This window comes from Planctobacterium sp. AWM4_229 (genome assembly GCF_056160305.1).
In genome coordinates, this window is sequence record NZ_JBSWWX010000007.1 from 337,206 (window position 1) to 360,687 (window position 23,482).

General features: G+C 44.7%; 20 protein-coding genes. 4 read left to right on the top strand and 16 right to left on the bottom strand.

Going from position 1 to position 23,482, the window contains the following annotated elements; all coding sequences use genetic code 11:
• Positions 1-6: 6 nt before the first annotated feature.
• From ACXAGP_RS17355 to ACXAGP_RS17395, 9 genes are all read right to left on the bottom strand, one after another.
• A complete protein-coding gene (locus tag ACXAGP_RS17355; RefSeq protein ID WP_475262818.1) occupies positions 7-765 on the bottom strand; it encodes a sulfite exporter TauE/SafE family protein in 759 nt (252 codons plus the stop codon).
• Between the two features lie 135 nt (positions 766-900).
• On the bottom strand, positions 901-1,641 hold the full coding sequence (locus ACXAGP_RS17360; RefSeq protein WP_475262819.1) for an MBL fold metallo-hydrolase: 741 nt from the start codon (positions 1,639-1,641) through the stop codon (positions 901-903).
• Positions 1,642-1,645: 4 nt separating this feature from the next.
• Positions 1,646-3,205 carry an ATP-binding cassette domain-containing protein gene (locus ACXAGP_RS17365; protein ID WP_475262820.1) on the bottom strand — a complete coding sequence of 520 codons (1,560 nt, stop codon included), beginning with the start codon at positions 3,203-3,205 and terminating at the stop codon, positions 1,646-1,648.
• A gap of 26 nt (positions 3,206-3,231) precedes the next feature.
• Positions 3,232-4,842: an ATP-binding cassette domain-containing protein gene (locus ACXAGP_RS17370; protein WP_475262821.1), complete on the bottom strand. Its 1,611-nt coding sequence runs from the start codon at positions 4,840-4,842 to the stop codon at positions 3,232-3,234.
• Positions 4,839-4,949, bottom strand: coding sequence for a cytochrome bd-I oxidase subunit CydX (cydX, locus tag ACXAGP_RS17375; protein WP_475262822.1), 111 nt, complete (start codon positions 4,947-4,949; stop codon positions 4,839-4,841). The genes ACXAGP_RS17370 and cydX overlap by 4 nt, the downstream gene beginning before the upstream one ends.
• A gap of 14 nt (positions 4,950-4,963) precedes the next feature.
• Positions 4,964-6,100 carry a cytochrome d ubiquinol oxidase subunit II gene (gene cydB / locus ACXAGP_RS17380; RefSeq protein WP_475262823.1) on the bottom strand — a complete coding sequence of 379 codons (1,137 nt, stop codon included), beginning with the start codon at positions 6,098-6,100 and terminating at the stop codon, positions 4,964-4,966.
• Entirely contained in the window at positions 6,097-7,683 is a 1,587-nt protein-coding gene (locus ACXAGP_RS17385; protein ID WP_475262824.1) for a cytochrome ubiquinol oxidase subunit I, read from the bottom strand. Before ACXAGP_RS17385 ends, cydB begins: the two co-directional genes overlap by 4 nt.
• Before the next feature lie 204 nt (positions 7,684-7,887).
• Complete coding sequence (locus tag ACXAGP_RS17390) at positions 7,888-8,463, bottom strand: Tll0287-like domain-containing protein (protein ID WP_475262825.1); 576 nt, start codon at positions 8,461-8,463, stop codon at positions 7,888-7,890.
• Positions 8,460-9,731 (bottom strand): NAD(P)/FAD-dependent oxidoreductase, encoded by a 1,272-nt coding sequence (locus tag ACXAGP_RS17395; RefSeq protein WP_475262826.1) that lies wholly within the window; start codon positions 9,729-9,731, stop codon positions 8,460-8,462. Before ACXAGP_RS17395 ends, ACXAGP_RS17390 begins: the two co-directional genes overlap by 4 nt.
• Positions 9,732-9,925: 194 nt before the next feature.
• Here ACXAGP_RS17395 and ACXAGP_RS17400 point away from each other — a divergent pair, with 194 nt between their 5' ends.
• Both ACXAGP_RS17400 and ACXAGP_RS17405 read left to right on the top strand, forming a co-directional pair.
• Positions 9,926-11,224, top strand: coding sequence for a sigma-54 interaction domain-containing protein (locus ACXAGP_RS17400; RefSeq protein WP_475262827.1), 1,299 nt, complete (start codon positions 9,926-9,928; stop codon positions 11,222-11,224).
• Between the two features lie 225 nt (positions 11,225-11,449).
• Positions 11,450-11,617 carry a carboxymuconolactone decarboxylase family protein gene (locus ACXAGP_RS17405; protein ID WP_475262874.1) on the top strand — a complete coding sequence of 56 codons (168 nt, stop codon included), beginning with the start codon at positions 11,450-11,452 and terminating at the stop codon, positions 11,615-11,617.
• A gap of 69 nt (positions 11,618-11,686) precedes the next feature.
• Here ACXAGP_RS17405 and ACXAGP_RS17410 read toward each other — a convergent pair whose 3' ends face one another.
• From ACXAGP_RS17410 to ACXAGP_RS17430, 5 genes are all read right to left on the bottom strand, one after another.
• On the bottom strand, positions 11,687-11,905 hold the full coding sequence (locus ACXAGP_RS17410) for a YgaP family membrane protein (protein ID WP_475262828.1): 219 nt from the start codon (positions 11,903-11,905) through the stop codon (positions 11,687-11,689).
• Between the two features lie 9 nt (positions 11,906-11,914).
• Complete coding sequence (locus ACXAGP_RS17415; protein WP_475262829.1) at positions 11,915-13,252, bottom strand: DUF1302 domain-containing protein; 1,338 nt, start codon at positions 13,250-13,252, stop codon at positions 11,915-11,917.
• The gene (locus ACXAGP_RS17420) at positions 13,240-14,052 is read right to left on the bottom strand and encodes an outer membrane lipoprotein-sorting protein (RefSeq protein WP_475262830.1); all 813 of its coding nucleotides are present in this window, start codon (positions 14,050-14,052) and stop codon (positions 13,240-13,242) included. Before ACXAGP_RS17420 ends, ACXAGP_RS17415 begins: the two co-directional genes overlap by 13 nt.
• Positions 14,053-14,068: 16 nt before the next feature.
• Complete coding sequence (locus ACXAGP_RS17425; protein ID WP_475262831.1) at positions 14,069-16,600, bottom strand: efflux RND transporter permease subunit; 2,532 nt, start codon at positions 16,598-16,600, stop codon at positions 14,069-14,071.
• Positions 16,601-16,830: 230 nt separating this feature from the next.
• Positions 16,831-16,977: a hypothetical protein gene (locus ACXAGP_RS17430; protein WP_475262832.1), complete on the bottom strand. Its 147-nt coding sequence runs from the start codon at positions 16,975-16,977 to the stop codon at positions 16,831-16,833.
• 532 nt (positions 16,978-17,509) lie between these two features.
• Here ACXAGP_RS17430 and ACXAGP_RS17435 point away from each other — a divergent pair.
• Positions 17,510-17,725 (top strand): hypothetical protein, encoded by a 216-nt coding sequence (locus ACXAGP_RS17435; RefSeq protein WP_475262833.1) that lies wholly within the window; start codon positions 17,510-17,512, stop codon positions 17,723-17,725.
• A 33-nt stretch (positions 17,726-17,758) separates the two neighbouring features.
• Here ACXAGP_RS17435 and ACXAGP_RS17440 read toward each other — a convergent pair whose 3' ends face one another.
• Positions 17,759-18,667, bottom strand: a complete 909-nt coding sequence (locus tag ACXAGP_RS17440; protein WP_475262834.1) for a GGDEF domain-containing response regulator — start codon at positions 18,665-18,667, stop codon at positions 17,759-17,761.
• Between the two features lie 23 nt (positions 18,668-18,690).
• On the bottom strand, positions 18,691-20,088 hold the full coding sequence (locus ACXAGP_RS17445; protein ID WP_475262835.1) for a PhoH family protein: 1,398 nt from the start codon (positions 20,086-20,088) through the stop codon (positions 18,691-18,693).
• Between the two features lie 563 nt (positions 20,089-20,651).
• Here ACXAGP_RS17445 and rapA point away from each other — a divergent pair.
• The gene (gene rapA, locus ACXAGP_RS17450; RefSeq protein ID WP_475262836.1) at positions 20,652-23,480 is read left to right on the top strand and encodes an RNA polymerase-associated protein RapA; all 2,829 of its coding nucleotides are present in this window, start codon (positions 20,652-20,654) and stop codon (positions 23,478-23,480) included.
• Positions 23,481-23,482: the final 2 nt, after the last annotated feature.

The following is a 23,482-nucleotide window of genomic DNA, read 5'->3' on the forward strand; positions in this document are numbered from 1 at the left end:
TAACTCCTACAAGTTGTTAGAAAGTACAAAAATAGAAATAGGTATAAGAAGTAAGCCAAAAAGCTTCTTTAACACCTTTTGCGGAAGCCGTTGGCTCAACCTATTACCAGCCAGCACACCAATCACAGCGCACCCCTTCACCAGACTGATTAACGGCCAATTAAACTCAATACTGTTGCTTACAAAATGAATTGCGTAAGTGGTGAACCCTGCGATACTTTGCATGACGATAATAATCAGGCTGGTTGCAATGGCAGTTTTTACCGGCATAAAGGCAAATGCTAATAAAGCGGGAACAATGAGAAATCCGCCCCCCACACCAACAAAGCCTGCAATAACACCGACTACTGCTCCCGACCCTATCAGCATCATCAACTTCGGCGTTTGTTGTTTTTGAGGTACGTTGGGATCAATTGGCCTAAGCATAAATCCACTTGCTAACAGCAACGTGATAGCAAACACCATAAGCTGGGTTTGCCCTTCAAAAAAGCGTGATATGTAAGCCCCGAGTGAGGCAGACATCATACTTGGGAGCCCGAATGCCAATGCGTGATAAATAGATACAGCACGTTTCTTAAGGTGGGTGATACTTCCTACCAGTGCGACTACACCTACGATTAACAAAGATTCGGCGACAGCTAACTTTTCAGGCTCCTTCGCAAGATAGACTAATAACGGGACAGTCAGCACACTGCCGCCAGCGCCTAACAAACCCAAGCTCATGCCTACCAAGATAGCCCCCACCCAGACATCGATATCAAACATAGTCAACTGACGTCCACAGACAGCGGGATCTTCAAATAAGCGGTGCCATTACTTTCATTGTCGGGTAAATGTCCAGCACGGATGTTAAGTTGAATCGAGGGCAAAAGTAATCGAGGAACATCTAGTGTTGAGTCTCTACTTTTTCGAAGCGCAACGAAATCTTCTTTTGAACCCCCCCCCCCCAATATGGATGTTGTCACGTTTCTCCTCGAAAACAGTTGTTTCCCACGCGAATTTATCTCGTGATGGTGATTTGTAATCGTGTCCTACGAATATTTTCGTCGAGTCAGGCAAGGCTAATATGCGTTGAATGGAATCAAATAAGGTTTTTGCACTACCATTGGGGAAATCCGTTCTTGCCGTACCAAAATCCGGCATAAATAAGGTGTCACCGACAAATATTGCATCTCCAATTTTGTAACTGACACACGCGGGCGTGTGTCCTGGTGTATGCATGACTTCAATCTCAAGATGGCCTAAATAGATCACCTCGCCATCTTCAAACAAGTAATCAAATTGACTGCCATCACAGGGTAATTCGCCATTCAGATTAAATGTTTTTTTGAACGTGTCCTGTACTTTCTTAATATGTTCACCGATACCGGTTTGACCACCACGCTTACTTTTTAGATATTGAGCTGCGGTAATATGGTCAGCATGAACATGGGTTTCCAAAATCCACTCTAACTTCAGGTCGTTTTCATCGATAAATGCAATGATCTTGTCTGCATTTAGTGATGATAACTCTCCACTGTTTGGGTTGAAGTTCAGGACGGGATCAATAACTGCGGTTTGTTTTGTAGCCGTATCGGTTACCACATAGGTCACTGTGTTGGTTGCTTCATCAAAAAAAGGACAAATATTTAACTTACTCATTGCACTAAATTCCTATCAAGGAGTGATTTGCATCTAAACTGGATGAGCAATTATCCAACGACAGCAGCTGATGGTGTTCAAGCGCTTCGGGCACAATATGTGTCGCCAGGATAATCATATGTTTAGATGCAAGTTCATTAATCACATTGGTTGCTAAATCTGCATTATCTTTATCCAATGCTTCAAAAGGTTCATCGAGCAAAAGTATTGAAACCTCACTTAAGATAGCTCTGGCTAAGCCAAGGCGTTTCTTTTCTCCGCCAGATAATGGCAGGCCATTGTCCCCGAGCCAGATGTCCAAGTTAGACAGGTGACCGAGACCCACACTTTGTAAAGCATTGAATAGTTGTTGATCATTTGCACTGGTGTTGGCAATTAGCAAATTTGAACGCAAAGTATCGGATAACACATGAGGAAACTGCTCGATATACAGACAATCGGTTATCAATGCGTTATTTGGCACGGGTGAAAACACATTTGGCGAGTGTTTTAAACTTACTGATTTCCTTCCGCTAAACGGAAGTAAGCCATTTAACGCTTGCAATAAGCGGCTTTTGCCCGCACCAGAGCTTCCAACAAGAACCGTTATAGAGTGCCGTTCAAAACGCGCATCGACAGAGTCCATACGCGTCTCATCAGGTTTGAACTCTTCTATCCTGAGCGATTCAATTTTCCCTGTGTACTCAGCTAAATCGCCACCCGGCTGAACAACACCATAGATGGATTGTTTTGCTCGAAGATAGCTTAAAAGTTGTTTTTGATTCGATAAGGTCGGAGACAGCCAATCATTAATGCTGAGCAAGGCCATCGGCAAAATGACAAATACCGCGTTGCCAGCAAGCTCTACGGAATAGAATGAAAAAATGCCGGTTATGGTGGCCATTGCGACTACAAACAGAAGTGTCGACGCAGTGCGGATCCTTTGATTAATGCGATTTTCAAGCTTCCTCAAAGGCTGCATTTGAGGAGTTTGTTGTTCAAAGTTCTTGTATAAATGCCAAACTGATGCCGCTTCTATATGCTGGATGATGTTAATTTGGCTTTTACGCTTCTGCTCTGCTACATCTGCACTCAGGTAGGCCAGAGAAACCAACAAAATGCCATAAACGGCAAGAAACACGGCTGAAAACCCTAACACCGTCAAGGTTAAAATCGGTACCAGACTAATAATGACAATATTGAGGGCTAGAATAGATAGTAGTGCGCCAGCGCTCTGGGACACCCAGGCGATCCATATACTTGCTATTTGCTCACTTTGATGATGCAGCGCGTCAAGAGATTCACTTCTTTCAATAGCGGCCTTGTTTTTTAACCCAGCAAATATTTGCAGCCTGATGGACGCAATACGTTCAAGTAAGTCGTTGTGACCGATCAACATATGAAAATAGCCAGAGGCGATACGAATCAGCGCTAGTGCGCGGATAACTACCGCTGGCAGCATGTAGTTGAAGCCCATGCCAGCGATGCTACATGCAGCAATAAACCAGGATGCAACCATCAGTATGGTTAGGCCAGCAACGAAGTGAACAGTGGCAAGCAACAATGTCGCAATTTGTTTTAACAAAGAGGTTTTATTACAGAGCTCGTGAATCATTTGCTTACCTTGATTTCACCCGCTTCGAGCTGCCAACGCTGGTTAAACCAATCGCGTGGCAACACCTTATGTGACGCCCAAATCACAGTTTTTCCGGATAATTTTTCATGAATAAGCGTCGCGATGAGCTGATGCTGCGATTCGGTCAGATGGGCAGTTGGCTCATCAAGCAAAATAATGTCTTTCTGCAAAAGTAACATCCGCGCTAACGCTAAGCGTTGTGCTTCTCCGCCTGATAGTGCCGGGCAATCGCCGAGCTGCGTGTTCAGGCCTTGTGGCAAATGATCAAACCAGTCAAGCAAGCCGACATCATTGAGTGCGTTGATCATCAATTCCTTTGAGTAAGAGGCGTTTCCCAGGTGCAGATTAAAAGCCAGCGTATTGTCAAGGATGGCAACCTGCTGGGAAAGCATACCAACGTCGCCATGAAGCGCATGAGAGGCGTGCCTAAATCCCATTAGAGCCTCTAAAAACGATGTCTTACCACTGCCAGACGACCCGCTAAGCAAAATCCATTCGCCTTGATTCAGTGAGAGTCGGTTAGCATGCAGTGGCGGCTCATCAAGCTGGAAATTTAGCCATGCGAAATCTTTACATTCTGTAGAAGTTTTGGTTTCAGTAGTTTCCTTAAAAATCTCTTCAAAGCGCTCAGCCCCAGCCTGAGCCTTGGCTTTCTGATGATATAAGCGACCCAAGGTTTTTAGTTCGGAAAACAACAAAGGTGCAACCAGTAGCATAAATAGTCCTTGTTGCAAGGATATACTAGGGCCTACATTTAGCTCTCCGAGCATAGTAAAACCAATAAAAACAGCTACTAACGCAATTGATACAGTGGCAAAAAAATCCAAAACGGTAGTCGACAAGAACGCAACAGAAACCACGTTCATTGTCTTGCGATTGACAATGTTACTGGCATCATCAAGTCGCTTTAATTGATTGTCATGCTGTCCGGTGGAAGTAACTAGTCTTAAGCCTTTTAGGCGATCTGAAAACATATCGCCCAGTCGTTCAAGTGCGATAAAATGCCTGCGATGCAGGCTTGCAGCACCTTTACCTACAAGAATCATAAATAATGGTACGACTGGCATAGTGACGAGCAGAGTTAATGCAACGATATAGTTCACAGGCCAGATAATACCTATCACAATAATCGGCCCCATCGCTGCGAGCCACTTTTGCACTGTATATTGCGTCAGGAAGTCTCCTACATCGCTAAGATGAATCATCAACAGTTGTTGCCAGTAAGTCGTCGAAAACCTCCGTGTCAATACTAATTGCTTAGATTGCAACAGCTCGTGAACCTTGCGTTCGATACTGGCTTCCAACGCAAATTTACCTTTTTGAGCAAGAACACCCGACAAATGACTGAAAGTCACCCATGCGCACATTGCAATGACCATGGGTAGCATTTGCTCAAAAGAAACAACTTGCTGCTCGACAATAATCAAGTGCACGAGGCGAGTGAAAACCCCAAACGTCGTGATTTGAGCAGCAAGCTGTAGCAAACGTATAACCAACACCCCAAGCTGCCAGCGCCTGGCCTCTCGACCTGCGTCTTTTAACCATTTAAGGCCAGGTTGTTGGGGTATTGTTAGTGTTTTCATCATTCGTCTTCTGTACGATCCATATCTTCGGTAGATTCAAGCCACATGGCATTGATGATCCCGAATGAACACGCAAGTAAAACACCTAAAATCCACGTGAAATACCACATAGTTTTCTCCTTAATCAGTAGATGGCGTGTGATTTATTCAAATCAGATTGTTTGATGCGTCCACGCATAACCCAGAAACCGTAAATTGTGTAACCCAACACGATAGGCACGAAAATACAGGCAACAATAAACATGGTTTGAAGCGTTAATAGCGAAGACGTCGCATCCCAAACCGTTAGACTCGCATTCGGCATCGTGCTGCTTGGCATCAAAAATGGGAATAGCGAGAACCCTGCCGTAAGAATAATGCCAGTAATCGAAAGTGCACTTGAGGTAAAGGCAATGCCACTGCGACCTTTATAAGACGCCATGGCGCAACCAAGCCCACCTGCAATGCCTAGTATCGGGGCAACGATCATCCAAGGATAGGAGGCATAATTGGATAACCAAGCTCCACTGGCAATTTCCACTGTTTTGGTCAAAGGATTGCTGGTTGCCATAGTGTCGATACTGGAAGTAACAACGTATCCATCGACACCTAATGAAAGGTATAGTCCGGCCAATCCGAACAAAGCGACCGTCGCAAGAGAAAGTACTACTGAAACAGCTCTGCTGCGTTGATGCAGTACCCCATCGGTTTTAAGCTGAAGCCAGCTTGCACCGTGATTCAAAAGCATGGCTACAGATACCAGCCCTGCAAGCAAGGCGAAAGGCGTTAACAAACCAAAGAAACCGCCTGTGTAAGTTGCTTTGAGAGTGTCATCCAATTCGAAAGGTACGCCAAGAAACAAATTGCCGAAGGCAACACCAAAAATCAATGACGGTACGATGCCGCTGACAAAGAGTGCCCAGTCCCACGTTTGCCGCCATTTTTTATTGGTCAATTTGCTACGATAGTCAAACCCTAAGGGTCGCATCCATAACGCTATCAACGTCAATGCCAGTGCCAGATAAAATCCCGAAAAGGCTGTGGCATAGATAAGTGGCCATGCGGCAAATATCGCACCGCCAGCAGTAATGAACCAAACCTGATTACCGTCCCAGTGGGGCCCGATGGTGTTGATCATCACTCTGCGATCTTCGTCAGTTTTTCCTACCAATGTAAGCAGTGCGCCAACACCTAAGTCGAAGCCGTCGGTAACAGCGAAGCCAATTAATAGGACGCCGACTAATACCCACCAAATAATGCGTAGCATTTCGTAATCAATCATGAGTGTGCTCCCTGTGGTTTAGCGATAGCATTGGATGCTTCTTCAAGCGCCTTTTCTGATTCTGCGAAGGTGGCAGAAGGGCCTTTTCTGGCAAACTTCTGCATCAGGTAAAATGCCGCGATAAACATCACCGTATAGAATGCCGAATAAGCCACCATGGTGATCACAACATCAGAAACTGACAGATTTGAAACAGATGTATGTACTGGCAAAATCTCAGCAATAGACCAAGGTTGGCGGCCATACTCGGCAACAAACCAACCGGCTTCAGAGGCTATCCAAGGCAGCGGAAGGCTCCATAGTGCTGCTTTCAACAGCCAGCGTGGCTTAGTGATCTGGTGCTTCGTGCTGTAGTAAAACGCGAGGATAAATAGTAAAAGCATTGCAAAACCTGCTCCCACCATGATCCTAAAACTCCAGAATAGTGGTGCTACAGGTGGAATACTGTAATCGACGGCTTTATCAATCGCTTCTGGGCTGGGGTTGGTTATATCATCGGCAAAAGGCTGTAGCAGCATGGCATAACCGAGATCGTCTTTGTGGCGCTCGAAAACCGTCAACTCGGCTTCTGTAGCATCACCGGCCCTGACTTTATCAAGCAACGCAAAAGCTTCGATACCGGATAAGATACGCTCCCTGTTAAGGACTTTATGCTCTTTTAATCCCATTACCTCTTCATCTAATGAGCGTGTTGCGATGATGCCCATGGCATAGGGAATTTGCAGCGCATAATCAACACTTTCAGTCTCATCATTAGGTAATCCGATCACGGTAAAAGGTGCTGGTGCTGGATGCGTCTCATATTCTGCTTCAACCGCAGCCAATTTGACTTTTTGCACATCGCCAAGCTCGTATCCACTTTCATCACCCAGGACTATGACTGAAAGAATCGATGCCAAGCCAAAACTTGCAGCAATAGCGAAGGAACGTCTCGCAAATGCAATATCGCGACCTTTAAGCAGGTAATAGGATGAGATCGCCAGCACAAAAACAGCAGCAGTGACATAACCTGCAGAAACAGTGTGGACAAATTTGACCTGAGCGACAGGATTGAACATCACATCTGCAAAACTTGTCATTTCCATACGCATGGATTCAACGTTGAATTCAGCACCTACGGGATACTGCATCCATCCATTGGCAATTAGGATCCATAAGGCTGAAAAGTTAGAACCTAAGGCGACAAGCCAAGTGGTCATCAAGTGTTTCTCTTTAGACATTCTGTCCCAGCCAAAAAAGAATAAGCCGACGAAAGTTGACTCCAAGAAGAATGCCATCAATCCCTCAATGGCTAACGGTGCGCCGAAAATATCGCCCACATAGTGGGAATAATAAGACCAGTTCATGCCAAACTGAAATTCCATAGTCAGGCCAGTTGCTACACCGATGGCGAAATTGATCCCAAACAGCTTCCCCCAAAATTTGGTCATTTGTTTGTAGATCTCTTTGCCAGTCATCACATAAACCGACTCCATAATGGCCAACATAAATGTCAGGCCAAGCGTAAGTGGGACAAATATGAAATGAAACATGGCAGTCATGGCAAATTGCCAACGAGATAATTCAATTAGCGTCTCGTTCATGCTGTTTCTCCTTAAAGTATTTAATGCTGTAAAAACGGTTTACTGAACAGTCTTTTGCAGAACACGTGCCAATTAAATCTTTTAACGTAATATATTGTTTTTTAATCGTTTTTTAAGAAATATTATTCTACATCAAAGTGGTTTAAGTGGAGATTGCCAAAAGTGACACTGCTAGCTGTCACTTTTGGCAAATTTAAGGAAGGTTTATTCGTTTAACGACTTTGTCACTGTAAAGGCACCACGAATATCGTTAAGTGTAAATCCTGTGGCAAGGTCTTTAGGATACGCTTGTTTTATGGACTCACCCAGACCAGGTTCAATATTTTGTCCATGACAGGCAAGACATAATTGTCCTGTAAGGATAGCTTGCATATAGCAAAATTGATTATCCCTTAACGCTGTTGCAGTGAGACTATTTGCAGGCTTACCTGCCTTAAACTCGCGATCAAAAGCGACCAACATGTCATATTCCCAAGAATCTGCCGCATTTTTGCTGTTACGCGTTTTCAAGCTGGTGCGGGCAACATCCCAACCATCCGTTGATAACTGTGCGGCGATTTCAGGTGCTTGGTCTTTACAGACTTTTACCCCATTTTCAAATCCACCGGATTGCACAGCGGTCATCAAAGCTTGTTTTAGCATTTTCGCAAAGGCTGTTGATTTGGCTTTTGCCTGCACAGCGAGTTGTTCAGCGTCTTCTGGGCTAGTCTCACTCAAAGCGCTGCCACATGTAATGGCAGCAAGAACAAGAATCGCGGGCTTAGTAAGTTGGTACATCATTCAAGTCGCTCTATACCAAGTGCTTTTAACACATATTTCTCGTAAACCGGCTCACTAGTACCAGTCTTCATTTTTCGCATGAAGTACTTTTCAAAAGCAATTTTCGCCAAATGTACCCACTTCCCTTTTTTAAACCATGTAATGTTTCGTGGGGGTATTTGTGGCATAGCTACAAAGGCAGCACCTGTATCGCCCATGTCGGCTAGACAAATCGCATGCCATGTGCCTTTGGTTGACGGCTCTTTTTGATCAACGATGATCGCTTTTAAGTTGTGTGCAATTGCCGTCATCATGGTTTCAATCATGTAGCCTGTTTTCGGCGTACCTGTTGGCACAGGTGTTGTCTCAACCGGAGGAATCGCGACACACACACCTCCCGAAAATATGTTGGGATACTTGGGACTACGTTGGTGTTCATCGGTAATAACGAAACCTTTGGGATTGCATAATCCCTCAACATTTGCAACAGCATCAATGCCTGCAAACGGTGGGATCAGCATAGCGTGGTTAAAATCAACACTATGGTTAAACTCAACCTCACCTTTGCGGTTGAGTTCGGAAATATGCATAATTTTTTCGTCGACTTTATCGACTGTCGCGTTACATATCCACTTGATGTCTCGTGTTCTAAGCTCAGACTCCAGGAGTGCTTTCGAATCACCAACACCACCAAGACCCAGATGACCTATATAGGGTTCGCTGGTAACAAAATGAATTGGCACCTTGTGACGGATCTTGGCATCTCTTAGTGCTTTGTCCAATATAAATGCGTACTCATACGCAGGGCCGAAACAACTCGCTCCCTGAAACGCACCAACTACGACAGGCCCAGGTTTTGCCAATAGGGCTTCGAAGTCCTTATGGCACTGCACAGCGTGATCTAAGGTACAGATCGATTGAGTGTTGAATTCAGGGCCGGCACCTTCAATATTAGCAAAAACCAGTTTTGGCCCTGTAGCAATGATCAGGTAGTCATAATCAATCGATTCTCCTGCCTCAGTTTTAAGCTGGTTGTTTTCAGTATCGATTTGCGTGATGCGAGCGCAGATAAAGCCAATTTCCTTTTTGCTCAGGTACTTTTCGATCGGAATTGTAATCGCCTCAGGCTCACGCCAACCCACAGCTACCCAAGGATTAGAGGGTACGAAACGAAATTCAGGCCGTTCGTTGACGACAACAACTTCGTGTGATTTACCTAAAATTTCCTTTGTTTCATATGCCGCAGGCATGCCACCTGTTCCCGCGCCTAATACAACAACCTTTGCCATTAACCTGAGCCTTCTATTTTTATTTTTAAATCTCTTGTAAACAAATGCTGTGCCAAAATTTCAATATCGTCTATCTATCTGTTTTTTATGATGAATCTGACATTTTACTGATGGGAGTATGTTTTAGCATTTACAATTGATGACATTTTTGTCATCGTGACTGACATGTTTGGCAGCTACCAGTTGATTTTTGAATGAACATTTCAATCGTACAGTCGATGATCAATGCAATTGACAAGCCGGCTATCTTTATTAATACCAACTACCAAATCCTGGCAGTCAATGAAGCCTATAGTGATACCTATGAAACAGAGGTAAAGGTAGGGGAAAGTACCTGCTTCGAAATTTCACATGGGAACACTAGCCCTTGTGATAAGCATGGTGAAGACTGCCCGATGCAACAATGTGTAAACTCAGGCAAAACCAGTAGTGTTGTTCATATTCATAAAACCAATGTCGGTAAAACGTATTGCGATATCATTATGAAGCCGGTCAAAGATACTGATGGCATAACCATGGGCTTCTTAGAGATACTCGATAAAATCAGTTTCGCTGCATCGGAGTCTGAGGCCGATAAAATGATTGGGGCATCAGCGCCGTTTAAAGCACTTCTAACTAAAATCAACCGTGCGGCGACATCTGACATTGCCGTTCTCCTTCACGGCGAGACTGGCACCGGCAAAGAACTCGTTGCTAAAGCCCTGCATGGCTCGAGTAAGCGAGCGAACAAACCCTTTGTAGTTATTGAATGCACCGGTTTAAATGAAAATTTATTTGAATCGGAGTTGTTCGGCCATGAAAAAGGTGCCTTTACCGGAGCGACTCACGCCAAAAAAGGGCTAATTGAAATTGCCAGTGGCGGAACTGTGTTTTTTGATGAAATAGCCGATGTTCCGTTAAGTATGCAAGTGAAACTACTCCGACTGTTGGAGACCAAATGTTACAGAACTGTCGGTGGTATTAAGCAGCGTAAAGCAGATTTCAGACTTTTGTGTGCAAGCCATAAAAACCTTTTGGAGCTGGTAGAAAAAGGTGAATTCAGAAAAGATTTATACTATCGCATTGCCGGATTCCCAATTTCGCTGCCTTCCTTGTCTGAGCGTACAGAAGATATTCCGGCGCTGGCAAAACACTTTCTGAGCCACTCAGAAATGCGGCACAAAAGATTTACCGACAGCGCCCTTAATCGCCTCTGTCAATACAGTTTTCCCGGCAATATCCGTGAGTTAAAAAGCATTGTTGAACAATCCGCGTTGTTAGCGAACGAAGATATCATAGAGCCATCCGATCTACCTGATCAGGTACTAGGAGAAAGCGAAGGTAATGCGTTTATTCCAGATGCTCTTGTCTCGCTGGATGAAGTCGAGAAACGGTATCTACAAAACCTGTGCGAAACGCAAGACCTGTCCATTGATGAGTTGGCCGCCAAACTTGATGTTAGTACGCGCACGCTGTATCGAAAACTGCAGAAGCATGGTCTCAAATATGAGTAATTCAAAAAATACAATAATTTAAGTTTATTAATCGACAATAAAATAAGCGCAAGGGAAGCGCAAATGAGGAAATCACACAAAGAAATCACCGAAGGTTTATCGGGCAATGTCAAGAACTAAAGACCTAATATCGCGGATACCAATAAGGGATTTTCTGTAATGGTACAGGTAGCTACTGCTGAAGGTGCTTTAGATAAAAAGACCGAATAATTTATCGCACAGGCTATCGATGTATCAACCTGTTGTGATGGTTGTATTGGTTTCCATGCCAAAGCACTGGTCGAATTAGGTGCAACACGCAAAGAGATAGAAGAAACACGCACCATGGCTATTTGCAAGGTTATTGGCCCTTCAATGATGTATGCATTACAGGAATTTGATAAATTTAGCTGAACTAAAACATCAAAAGCATTAAGCTCATTTAAATAAAGCCAACATAGCGTATATCCCACATAACTTAGCTCAAGGTTTCCCTGTCGCCAGTTCTTTTTCGCTCTTAAAGCCAAACACTTTTTTTAGAACGATAGTAGCTGGACAAAATCCGGTGAAACTTTGTTGAAATAGATTTGCACCAATAAAGACCGTGAACCAAACAAAATTTGGATGTACCCAAACCGTTAATGCAACGGACAACAAAACCATAAAACCGGCAAAAGCGGTTAACGCTTTTTCTGCAGACATAAAAACTCCTCAATAAAACCAACGAAAACGAACGAAGACGTTGCTTGCATCCTCGAACTGATTAAAAAACGTGAATGGCTCGTCACCATAAAAAACATTAAATCCGCCTGACAATCGCCATTCATCGACCGGACTGTAGTCTGCACTCAGTTTTACGTAGCCATCACTATCGGTAGTCGAGTAAAAATTAAAGGCACTTAGCGTCAACGTTTGTTGCATAGCCCGATAAGTTAGCCTTTGTGTTAGCCAAACCCGATTTTCTTCTACTTCAAATTGGGGCGCTGGCGAGTTCTCTATCATCGCGTCATGATCTTGAGTCCTCTCAAGATAAAACTGCGCACCACCAGTCAGATTTTTTAATAGTTCCCGCTCATACCCGAGCAGCAAACGCGTTTGGCTATTAGGAATAAAAGGGTCGGTGCCAGCTTTGTCGTCTATCGAGTCGTAGTAAGCAAATTCGGCGTTGAATAACCCCTTTCCTAGTGGCGTGATTACGCTCGCGCCGTAAACGCGCAAAGCAGCAAAGGTTGGCTCAAAAGCAGTGGTAAAACTATTCGGGTTTTTGTGGAATCCATCGTATGCGTATAGTGCATATTCAACTGAATTGATGCTTTTGTATACACGTAGAGCATATTCAGGTGATTCTGGTCTCAGCGGCGGTTTTACGTCGAAACCTGGAGCAACTTGCGCACCTGCAATTGGCAAAAAGAATGAGAAATAATCGCCATTGATATAAAAATCAGGGGTAAATTCGGGTGTAGCGACAAAATCCACATTAGCTGCATCGAAGTACCCAGAAAGCTTTAACGACAGCGAAGGCGCTTTTAAATATTCGTCTTCTCTACCGGAAAAGAATGACTGAAAGTCTTTCGGAAACAGGTCATTTAGAAATACGTAATCACCCGTTCCCCATGTCAGGATCTGCTGACCAACTTTGGCATCAAACTTGTGCCCCCAATCGCCAAGAAAAGACAAATTCCCTTGCCATGCTGCTTCTCTGATTTGTAAACGGGTTTGATCTAACACACCATCGTAGTAAGCATCTGTGGTTACTGACAGTGCTGAAGTTTCAAAGGTGTAGTCATATTCAAATTGAAGGCGCACATCAGCCAATGTCTTGTCAGTTCCAACCACCGGATCATTGCTCAAGCGAGTGCCCAGTGCAGCCTCTATAAATCCGTCAATAGTATATGCTTTTGACTCCTCTTCTTCCCAATCGCCCATATCCCATTCGTCGCCCTGATTTTCAGACACTTGCGCGTGTACAATTGCGCTCCAAGGCAATAGGAACAACGCCATCACGATTGCCATGTTTTGTAAAGCGAAGTGCATGTTTAGTTTAGCCATTGTCTAGGAGGATTTCGTAAACTTCGCTCAGTAAACACATCATCATCCAAACCGATATCGTATTGAATATTCCGAAACTCCATCAATGTGTATCCACCAGAATTGAGATCTGAAACTTTAGAGCGGACTACAGTAGGGAAACCCTGTATTTCTTCAATTTTGACGGCTTCAACTCGACGATAGTTACCATCACCTCCTTTGAAAAAATCGATTAGGATTGGCAAAGAGGTTTCTTTGTCAATGGTGACGAGGTAGTACTCAAACTCTACTGAGCCAGGGTTGAATGGCTTCGCCTTCAATGTATAGCTCTGTTCGCTTTCGCTGTGCAGTGAGAAGGAGTCTTCTGAAATTGCTCTACCGGAAACGTCTTCGTAGAAGAAATGTGAGCCCACGAAGGACGTTCGTTTGTCACCCGCTGAGATACGTTTAACTAAATCAAGCGCTGGTAAGTACAACCAACGGTCATCATCAATACTGACGTCAGCTCGTTTTTCTACCCGAAACACGGTGTCTTTCACATCGGACGGACGAGAGAAAAAAACCATCATTTGTTGATCACCATTATCTTCGACATCACGTCTGAGGATCGTAAATTGGCGCATTTGTTTGCGTCCTTGTGCATCAACAATCATCATTCGGGCGTCTGTACGACCATCATTACCGCTGTAGTAAGCTACCTTTTCGGCTTGCTTAACCAAGGCGTTGATATCAAGCTCACTTTGAGCAAAGGACGAATTCCCTAATACACTCAGTATAGCTAGCGAGCAGCCGAGGATAGTTTTCAGTGTAAAACGCTGCATTTAATACTCCTTTGTTCTATTGCTGACCAAACACGAGACGTCTACCCATTGTCATCACTGCCGGTAAGATCAGTAAAGAAACGAGCGCAGAGATAGCCATAATACTGGCCAGGAAAACACCAACCGTGATGTACGGCACCAGAGGTGCAAACAGTAGCGGTGTAAATCCGAGAGCAATGACCAATGCATTACGAGAAATAGCTGTTGCCGGCTCGTCGAACATAATCGCGAATGTTTGTTTGATGTCTTGGGTTTGTTTATAGGTTTCCCTCGCACGCTCAAGAAAATGTATGGCGAAATCAACAGACAACCCCAATGTTAATGCCGACAAAACCGCAATTGGCATATCGTAGTCTTTGCCAATAATACCAATCAGTCCATAAATGAATGTTATGGTGATGGTGAGCGGTAACATGGCTAACACACCAAAGACCAAAGACCTAAACAGAATGACCATCATGATAAACACAATAACAAAGGCACTGATTAGACTGTCTAACATGCCCGCGACCATATTATCCTGCCATACTACATTGAGATAGGCTTTGCCTGCCCAACCGAGTTCAAGACCATCAGGTAATGGATTGGACTCAACAAATGAGGCAACCACATCAATCACTTGACTCATGTCCTGATTGTCACCCGATGTTAATTGCAACCATATCAGGGTCTGGCGATAGTCTGGCGTTACAAAATGCCACAAATCATCAGGTCGGTGTGATGACTGATATTGCAACAGTGTTTGGGCGACGGCCGGTGCTGATCCTGGGATCTGGTAATCTTTGTCATCACCTGAACGCAATTCCCGATTGACAACTTTGGTTACATCGGCAAGAGAATTCGACTTACCTACCAGACCTGACTCATTCAGGTGAGATTGCAAACTTGATATGTATTGCAACATCTCTGGTGACTGAAAGACTTTAGAGCCGCTGAGCGTCTGCTCTAATTGCACTAAAACCGCTGATAAATAGGCCTCTTCTCCATCGGAAATGTCCGAGAATAACTTATCTTCAACATCAATGATGAGTTGTTGATATTGTTCATTGCTAGACAAGTTTTCAAGCGCTGCGGTTCTCTCTTCTGCCCAACTTTTCAGTGAAGTGGGCTGCCGCGCTGAAAGTATTTCAGTTATTGATTTTGTCGCCTGATGTGCGCTTAGCACAATGTAGGCATCATATGTACCCGCAAAATTTTCGTTTAGTACCCTGTCGGCTACTCTTATTTCATGATCCTGCTTAAACCAGCGCACTGGGTTGTCGTTAATTTGGATTTGATTTATTCCCCAAACGGAAATACCGAAGACCACAGCAAAGCTAAGCACCAAAAGAGTTCTGAATCGAAGCGCAATCCCACCCAGTGATTTGGCAACACGAGCAATCTTGCTGCCTCCGCTTTGACTGTGCATCACCTCTTGGAGTCTTTGCAAAGAAGATTCGTTCATGCGACTGAGATAAGCTGGCATGAATGTAATGGTGATCAAAAAGGCTAATAAGATACCGGTACCAACAAAAGCACCAAAAATTTGAACAGGCGGAATGGGCGTCAACATTAGCGAATAAAAGCCTACCGATGATGTGATTGACGTATACAGCATGGGCGTAAAGAGATGCCCAACGACTTCTTCAATAGTGGCTTGAAGACTCTGTCCCGGTTTATAACGGTCACTGAATTCAGACAAAATATGCACCGAATCAACTACTGCTATCGGCATCAAAAATATTGCAATCATTGACGACATGATGTGCACAGTAAAACCGGCACCTATTAGCGCTCCCATGGTGATCATTACCGTAGCCATGGCAACTATCATGGGTGCGATAATTAGTGGAAGGTTCCGGAAAAATAAAAACAACAGAACAAAGATAGTTAACCCGGCTAGCGGTGCCGATATCCCCATTTGAATAAACATTTCAACACCGAATTGATCTTCGGCAACCGGTAATCCGGTGATATACCAACTCGCAGTGCCGTCCAAATCAGCAATATATTCTCGGACTTGTTCAGCAATTCGGTAGCTCTCATTCTTATCTGCGATAGGTACATAGATTGCTGCCGCCTTGCCATTTTGAGATGCGAGCGTTTCCTGTAACAGGGGCAGACGCGCTAGATTAGCTTGAATTTGCTCTGCTTGCTGCGAACTTGTCGGTGGGGCAGCCATCATCCATTCGAAACGAATCGTTCCTGGCGCTGATTGAGATATGTTGTCCACTGTAGAAATTGACATTAGATCGGCCGCAATGACGCCATCTATTGACATAATTGACTTTGTTATGTCAAAAATGTCAGTAAGTGAGTCAGTGGTGAATACACCTTGACTACTATCACTATCTACTACACCAACCACTATTGCATCGTGCATGGCAAAAGTGGATTTCACGTCATTGTGAAACACTCTTGCTGGATGCTCTGCATCCAGCATATTTTCTGGATCTGTATCGATCTGAATGCGAGGGATTTGCGCAGTAAAAGCAATAGCCAAAACAAGTAAAATTCCATATACCAACTTGGGTTTGGAAGTACAAAAATGAACTAATTTTTCCACCATTACACTCATTGTTTAGACAACTTTTTATTCGAATTTCAGTCTATACAACAAGATTTGTGCCAGCTTAAATTCCGGCGCACCTCGTTAAGAAAATAGGCCGTTTAGCTCACGAACATTTAACGCAATAAAAGTTTCAAAGAGTCTGAACTGTAAGGAAACTTTACACAAGAAGTTGCGCTGCTTTAGAATTGTGTTCTTTTAATGTTCACAAAGATTGTGGTTAAAACTTTCTAACTTTTCTTCAATGTTGTGAAAACATTGACTGCTACGCGCTCGCCGCTAGAAGCCGGCATTACAAGCTTATCGTCTTTCTTAGCAAGGTTGCCTGATACCATTGTCCAACAGTTGCGACCACCACGAGAGAGCAAGCCTTTCATTTGAGTTCCTCTCACATTTTGGTCTTCATCTACGATGAAAAAGTATCATCAAAAGATCTTTCACGAAAATACGCAATACTAGTGAATTCGATATTTGCACGTTCAACAATATGCTCGATAGTAGCGAAGGTATTGCGTTCATAACCATCTTCACTGTGCATTTAAATAAGCGCATCAGTAATACCTGCAAGGAATGGCATTGATTTCTCTTTAAGGTCTCCCGGTAGAGACCCGGATCTTCATCCATAAAATCTCTACTTCGGACTACCATTATTTTCTTATACTTCTTGGTTTAGAGTTCGTTATGCAACGCAGCAGCTACTAATGAAAACATTTTACTAGATCCAGTTGTACCAAGAACGATGTTAAAATCACAATGTGAGTCAGTTAACTGATACAGAGCAATCACTTGCCTTGCGCTCTTCGGGCTAATCCCCAAACCTTTTCCTACTTGCGAAGCAACAAAGGAGACTGCGACAGCAAAGCGGCGTTGACTGCGGCCCTGTTGCGCTCGTTATTACCGAATCTTCACATGACCCTGGTATACTTGCCTGATCACGCGCTGTTAGGCGCAAACTTACCTCATTTTGATGGCGAGGAAAAAGTCTCGGGCGGTGGCATTGATTATTTATTGTTGGACCCGACTGGCCCATCGCTAATGAAAGTGGGAGAAGTATCGGACGAAACGGCGAGATACATCAACAATGACATGTTCCGACTGGAAAAACTGCCGGGCAAGATAAACTGAAGCAAGATAAACGGTGGCCAGTTAAACCAAGAGTTATCCGGCAAACACCATGTTGCGCCCCGATTGTTTTGCCAGGTAGAGCCTTTCATCGGCGCTGTCTATCAGTTCTTTGCGGGACTGTTCTTGCTTAGGCACCATGCTAGACACGCCAATACTAACGGTTACAATCTCTCCAGCGGCAGAAAAGCCATGCTTGATTTGCAATGCCTCTACTGCTTCGCGGGCTTTTTCAGCCATATTTTCAGCAGGCCCAATCTCACAGTTGGGCAAGATAAAAGCAAATTCTTCACCACCATAACGGGCGACAAAATCCCCCGCTCTGTTGGCAACGCCAGAAAGTACTCTGGCTACGGCAGCAAGGCAATCATCACCCGCTGTATGACCATAGTTATCATTGAATTGCTTAAAACAATCGATGTCGATCATAGCAAGGGCTACGGGATATTCACTGCGCAATGCCCGACGCCATTCCTGTTCGAACATTTCATCAAAAGAACGACGATTTGGGACTTCCGTTAGACCATCGACACTGGCTAATTGCTCTAGCAAATCGGTTTTTTGTTTCAACAAAACCTGGTTTCTTACTCTCGCCCTTACTAAGGCCATGTTAAAAGGTTTGGTGATGTAGTCAGAGGCACCCATTGTCAGGCCTAAGACTTCATCTTCATCACTGCATTTGCTGGTCGAAAAGATAATCGGCACTTTTTGAGTGCGACGTGAGGTTTTTAATTTACGGCAGACTTCATAGCCATCCATGTCTGGCATAACAATATCCAGAAGCACGGTATCAGGCACTTCGGATTCTGCTAACTCCAACGCTTCGATGCCTGAGCTGGCTTGCAAAATGCGATAATCATTCTGCAAGCCATGCGCTAATATTTCTTTATTAATGAAATCATCATCAACAATCAAAACCGTGGGTTTGCGTATCTCTGCTGTCACAAAAGTGCCTTGGTTACAACGTATTAAAGGTGCTCTTCAGCAAACTCAGCAAGTCGACTGCGCACCACGCCATCTAAATTCACTGTAGCACTGCCAGAGAAATTTTTAAATTTTTCCACCAGATAAGTTAAACCAGATGTTACCGGGGTAAGATAATTACTATCTATTTGAGCCAGGTTACCACCACAAATCAGTTTGGTGCCCTCGCCACATCGGGTAATAATGGTTTTTAACTGTGATGCCGTTAAGTTTTGCGACTCATCCAGTATCACAATCGCATTTTGAATACTGCGGCCCCGCATAAAATTCACTGATTTAAACTGGATATTGGCTTTTTCCATGATGTAATTCATGGAGCCTTTGGTGTTCTCATCATTTTTATGCAGTACTTCCAGACTATCAGTAATGGCCGCCAGCCATGGCGTCATTTTTTCTTCTTCAGTACCTGGTAAGAAGCCAATGGACTCAGCAATTTCGGGGGTGCTTCGGGTCACGATGATCTTGTCATACATGTTTTTCTCCACCACCATTTCCAGCGCAGCAGCCAGTGCCAGTAATGTCTTACCCGAACCCGCCGGTCCGGTCAAAATCACCAAATCAATGTGCGGATCTAACAAGGCGTGCATGGCCATTGCCTGGCCAATATTTTTTGGCGCGATGCCCCAGGCGTTTTTCCCCATCAAGCGCTCGTAGCCCATGTCCAGGACATCCATAGTTTCACCATTTACCGATTCCACAATCCCGGCAAAATGATCGGTATCGTCCAACAGAAACTCATTAACATAAGCTTCTGGCAATACCTCTTGGCTAATAGTATGAATGGTATCACGCCCTTCTGTGCGGCTCTCCACAGAAGTCACCTTGTCCCAAAAGTCCCCTTCGAAGCGATGATAACCTCGACTGAGATATTTGATATCGCTAACCAATTGATCGGTGCGATAATCTTCTACTTTAGCAAGACCAGCACCTTTCGCTTTTAGGCGCATATTGATGTCTTTGGTGACCAATACTACGACCCGGTCTGGCATGTCTTTTTGCAAAAATAGCGCGGCATTGATAATACGATTATCGTTTTCTTTGCTGGTGAAGCGTTCTTCGCCAGTGGGTAATTGATGGTCGGCAAAAATCGACATTTTCCCGGTGGGAGCAGCGTCCCCCGCGGTCAACCCGGCTAAGGACACACCTTTAGTCATGTCTTCAGGTGTGGCTTCGTGCAGGATGTCTTCCATCGCGCGAATGCTCACCCGCGCATCACGGGCCACATCTTTTTTGCTGTCTTTAATGTAATCCAGCTCTTCCAACACCGTCATGGGAATAACCACGTCGTGTTCTTTAAAAGAGAGGAAAGCAAGGGGTTCGTGCAGCAGGATATTCGTATCTAAAACGTAGAGTTTGGAGGCAGAGGTTGTTTTTTCAGGCATTCGCCACTCCGTATATGTAACCATGGGGTTTAACTCACTGCATTTTTTATCATTTCCGTTTGCAGTCAGTCTGGTCAGTGAATGGCTTCACAATGGCGATGCCATTCATCTCCACAATAGATCACTTTTCCGGGACATTCACCTGTTTTTAACAATAAAAAACCATGAAGTTATTGTGACGCTCAAAGAATAAACAATTTCAACAAATGATAATTGGAGCAGCGGACTAACTTCCTGTAGAATCCCGCGCCCGCTTTGCTATATATACCCAAACTACCTCAAGATACTCGACTTCAGCGGGAGAATAAAAGGATTTAGGCAAGGTAAATTGGAGATGGCATGGTTGTTCTCACGTCGATACAATTTAACGCCGCATAAATGCTTTTAGGCCCCGCCCTTCGGGAGCTTCACAGCGCTTCCATTACTGTGTTGCACTTGATTGAAAGGTAGCCGACATTCCTGCTCAAGTGCGCCTTGTATTGAAAGCGCTGTGATAGCTCTGAAGCTGGCATCTTGAGGTGGTTTGGGTATAGTTATAACAGATAAACGAGATAGAGATTCAAATGGCAATTCAAGAGCTTCCCGCATTAGGTCAACGTTGGTTAAGCAACGCAGAAGTAGAACTGGGTCTGGGCACCATAGTTGCGCTGGACGAGAGAACTATCTCATTACTCTTCCCTGCATCTGGTGAGAGTCGCAATTACGCACGTAAGAATGCCCCAATTACCCGAGTCAGATTTTCTGAAGGTGATACCGCCACGCACCATGAGGGCTGGCAATTTAAAATCAATCAAGTTGTTGAAGCTAATGAGACGCTTGAATATATCGCCACCCGTCAGGACACCGGTGAAACCGTTAATGTAAAAGAAACCTTTTTATCCCATGATTTTGTGTTAACTGAGCCACAAGATCGTTTATTCAATGGCCATTACGACGGTCCCAGATGGTTTGATATGCGCAAACAATCTATCGTGCATCGCCACAACCATTTGACCTCTCCCCTTTTGGGCTTCCTGGGAGCACGAGTTTCTTTAATACCTCATCAGTTGCACATTGCCAAAGAGGTGGGACAACGCATGGCCCCACGCGTCTTGTTAGCCGACGAAGTGGGCTTGGGCAAGACCATCGAAGCCGCCATGATCATTCATCAGCAATTGCTCACTGAACGAGCCCACAGAGTCTTGATTGTAGTACCAGACTCTCTGGTAAACCAATGGCTTGTGGAAATGCTGCGCAAATTCAATTTGAGTTTTGCCATCTTCGACGAAGAGCGCTGCGAGTCTCTTACTGAGGAAGGGGGTAATCCCTTCGACAGTGAACAGCTGGTGTTGTGTAGCTTGAACTTCCTGACCCACAATACCCGTTATTTTCAGCAAGCATCGGAATCTCAGTGGGATCTGTTAATCGTGGATGAGGCTCACCACCTGAAATGGTCTCCCGGTAACCCTTCTCAGGAATACCAGGTCATTGATGAATTAGCCCAAAAAACCAAAGGCGTATTGTTACTCACCGCCACACCAGACCAGTTGGGTCATGAGAGTCATTTTGCACGTTTGAGGTTGCTGGATGCCAATCGCTTTCACGATTACGGCGCTTTCCTAAAAGAAGAACAAGAATACGCACAACTGGCAGAGACGGTAAGTGCTCTGTTGGGTTCAGCCTTGCTAACCGAGGCACACTACAGTCAATTAAAAGAGAAACTCACAGACCTCAGTCATGACCTTGACGAACTCAACAGTAACCACAGTTTACGTGAGCAGTTGGTTACCGATTTATTGGATCGCCATGGCACTGGCCGAGTACTATTTAGAAACTCCCGCAAAACCATTAGCGGCTTTCCCGGACGTTATCTCAATGCCGCGCGTTTGGATGAGCCAGTTGAATATGCTGAGAACAGTGATATTCCCAAAATTAATGCTCACCTGACGCCAGAGATTTATTACGCCGGAACCGACCTCTGGACGGATATCGACACCAGAGTAAATTGGTTCCTGGACACCCTGCAGAATTTAAAAGGTGAAAAGGTACTGACCATCTGTGCCAACGCCATTACGGCATTGGATCTGGCGGAAACATTGCGGGTTAAAACCGGCATGCGCGCCACCGTGTTTCACGAGGGCATGAGCATAGTAGAACGAGACAAAGCCGCCAATTATTTTGCTCAAAGCGAAGACGGTGCGCAGGTGTTGATCACCAGTGAAATAGGCAGTGAAGGACGTAACTTCCAGTTCGCTCATCACCTGGTACTGTTTGACTTACCTCTCAATCCGGATTTGCTGGAGCAGCGTATTGGTCGCCTGGACCGTATCGGGCAAAAACACGACATTCAGATCCACGTACCGGTATTTAGCAGTTCCGCACAAGACGTGTTGCTGCGCTGGTTTGATGAAGGCCTTGATGCCTTTAGTCACACTTGCCCTATCGGCTCCACCGTTTACGATGAGCAAAGTGAGCAATTAGAGAACTGCTTGTTTGAACCTGAGCAAAGTGAGCAATTGGAGCAGCTGTTAGGGCAAACGAAACAAATTCGCCAAGAGTTGTTGGCCAAGTTGGAACAAGGGCGTGATAAATTACTGGAACTCAACTCCTCGGGCATTGGCAAAGTTGAAGCTTTTGTAGAGCAGTTGGAGGACTCCGATCAATCCCCCACACTCGAACGCTTCATGACGCAATTGTTCGATACCTTAGGGATATTGCAGGAAGAAAAAGACGATCATTGTTATCTGTTGACACCGACAGAGTCTATGGTGAGCCACCTGCCGGGTTTGCAGGATGAGGGCATGACCATTACCTATGAACGTGATACCGCAACACATCTGGAACACGTACATTTTATCAGTTGGGATCACCCTCTGGTACACAACGCAATTGACATGTTACTGGCCGATGTACACGGTAAATCCTCTATGGCCTTCACCGCCAATAAAGCCTTACCAGCCGGATATTATTGGCTGGAATGCCTTTATGTTTTATCGGCAAAAGGTGATAAACGTCTGCAGTTGAATCAGTACTTCCCTGACACCCCCATCAGTTTTTCCGTGAGCGCTAAAGCCCAAGAAGAAGACACCTTCTTCCCGTTACTGGATAAAGTGCCACGTAAGATTGGAAGCCAGCTGATTAACGCCCTGACAGGCCAGTTCCAGAAAACCCTGGCAATGGCGGAAAAAATTGGTAGCGAAAAAGCAAAAGCAGTTAAACAAGACAAAGTCAGCCAGATTGAGCAAAAGCTCAGCGCAGACATTGCTCGTCTGAAAGCCTTACAAGCGGTTAATCCCTCGGTGCGAGAGGAAGAAATTCAGATACTGACACAACAGCTAGAAGGATTGCTAAAGGCGGCACACAATGCCCAGTTGCGCCTGGAAGCAGTTCGCGTTGTGGTTAACAATCCCTAAAA

Excerpts from the sequence above, each read along its gene's own strand:
- ACXAGP_RS17355 (WP_475262818.1), bottom strand. The coding sequence starts at position 765 with ATGTTTGATATCGATGTCTGGGTGGGGGCTATCTTGGTAGGCATGAGC.
- ACXAGP_RS17360 (WP_475262819.1), bottom strand. The coding sequence starts at position 1,641 with ATGAGTAAGTTAAATATTTGTCCTTTTTTTGATGAAGCAACCAACACA.
- ACXAGP_RS17370 (WP_475262821.1), bottom strand. The coding sequence starts at position 4,842 with ATGATGAAAACACTAACAATACCCCAACAACCTGGCCTTAAATGGTTA.
- cydX (WP_475262822.1), bottom strand. The coding sequence starts at position 4,949 with ATGTGGTATTTCACGTGGATTTTAGGTGTTTTACTTGCGTGTTCATTC.
- cydB (WP_475262823.1), bottom strand. The coding sequence starts at position 6,100 with ATGATTGATTACGAAATGCTACGCATTATTTGGTGGGTATTAGTCGGC.
- ACXAGP_RS17385 (WP_475262824.1), bottom strand. The coding sequence starts at position 7,683 with ATGAACGAGACGCTAATTGAATTATCTCGTTGGCAATTTGCCATGACT.
- ACXAGP_RS17390 (WP_475262825.1), bottom strand. The coding sequence starts at position 8,463 with ATGATGTACCAACTTACTAAGCCCGCGATTCTTGTTCTTGCTGCCATT.
- ACXAGP_RS17395 (WP_475262826.1), bottom strand. The coding sequence starts at position 9,731 with ATGGCAAAGGTTGTTGTATTAGGCGCGGGAACAGGTGGCATGCCTGCG.
- ACXAGP_RS17400 (WP_475262827.1), top strand. The coding sequence starts at position 9,926 with ATGAACATTTCAATCGTACAGTCGATGATCAATGCAATTGACAAGCCG.
- ACXAGP_RS17410 (WP_475262828.1), bottom strand. The coding sequence starts at position 11,905 with ATGTCTGCAGAAAAAGCGTTAACCGCTTTTGCCGGTTTTATGGTTTTG.
- ACXAGP_RS17415 (WP_475262829.1), bottom strand. The coding sequence starts at position 13,252 with ATGGCTAAACTAAACATGCACTTCGCTTTACAAAACATGGCAATCGTG.
- ACXAGP_RS17420 (WP_475262830.1), bottom strand. The coding sequence starts at position 14,052 with ATGCAGCGTTTTACACTGAAAACTATCCTCGGCTGCTCGCTAGCTATA.
- ACXAGP_RS17425 (WP_475262831.1), bottom strand. The coding sequence starts at position 16,600 with ATGGTGGAAAAATTAGTTCATTTTTGTACTTCCAAACCCAAGTTGGTA.
- ACXAGP_RS17430 (WP_475262832.1), bottom strand. The coding sequence starts at position 16,977 with ATGAAAGGCTTGCTCTCTCGTGGTGGTCGCAACTGTTGGACAATGGTA.
- ACXAGP_RS17435 (WP_475262833.1), top strand. The coding sequence starts at position 17,510 with ATGACCCTGGTATACTTGCCTGATCACGCGCTGTTAGGCGCAAACTTA.
- ACXAGP_RS17445 (WP_475262835.1), bottom strand. The coding sequence starts at position 20,088 with ATGCCTGAAAAAACAACCTCTGCCTCCAAACTCTACGTTTTAGATACG.
- rapA (WP_475262836.1), top strand. The coding sequence starts at position 20,652 with ATGGCAATTCAAGAGCTTCCCGCATTAGGTCAACGTTGGTTAAGCAAC.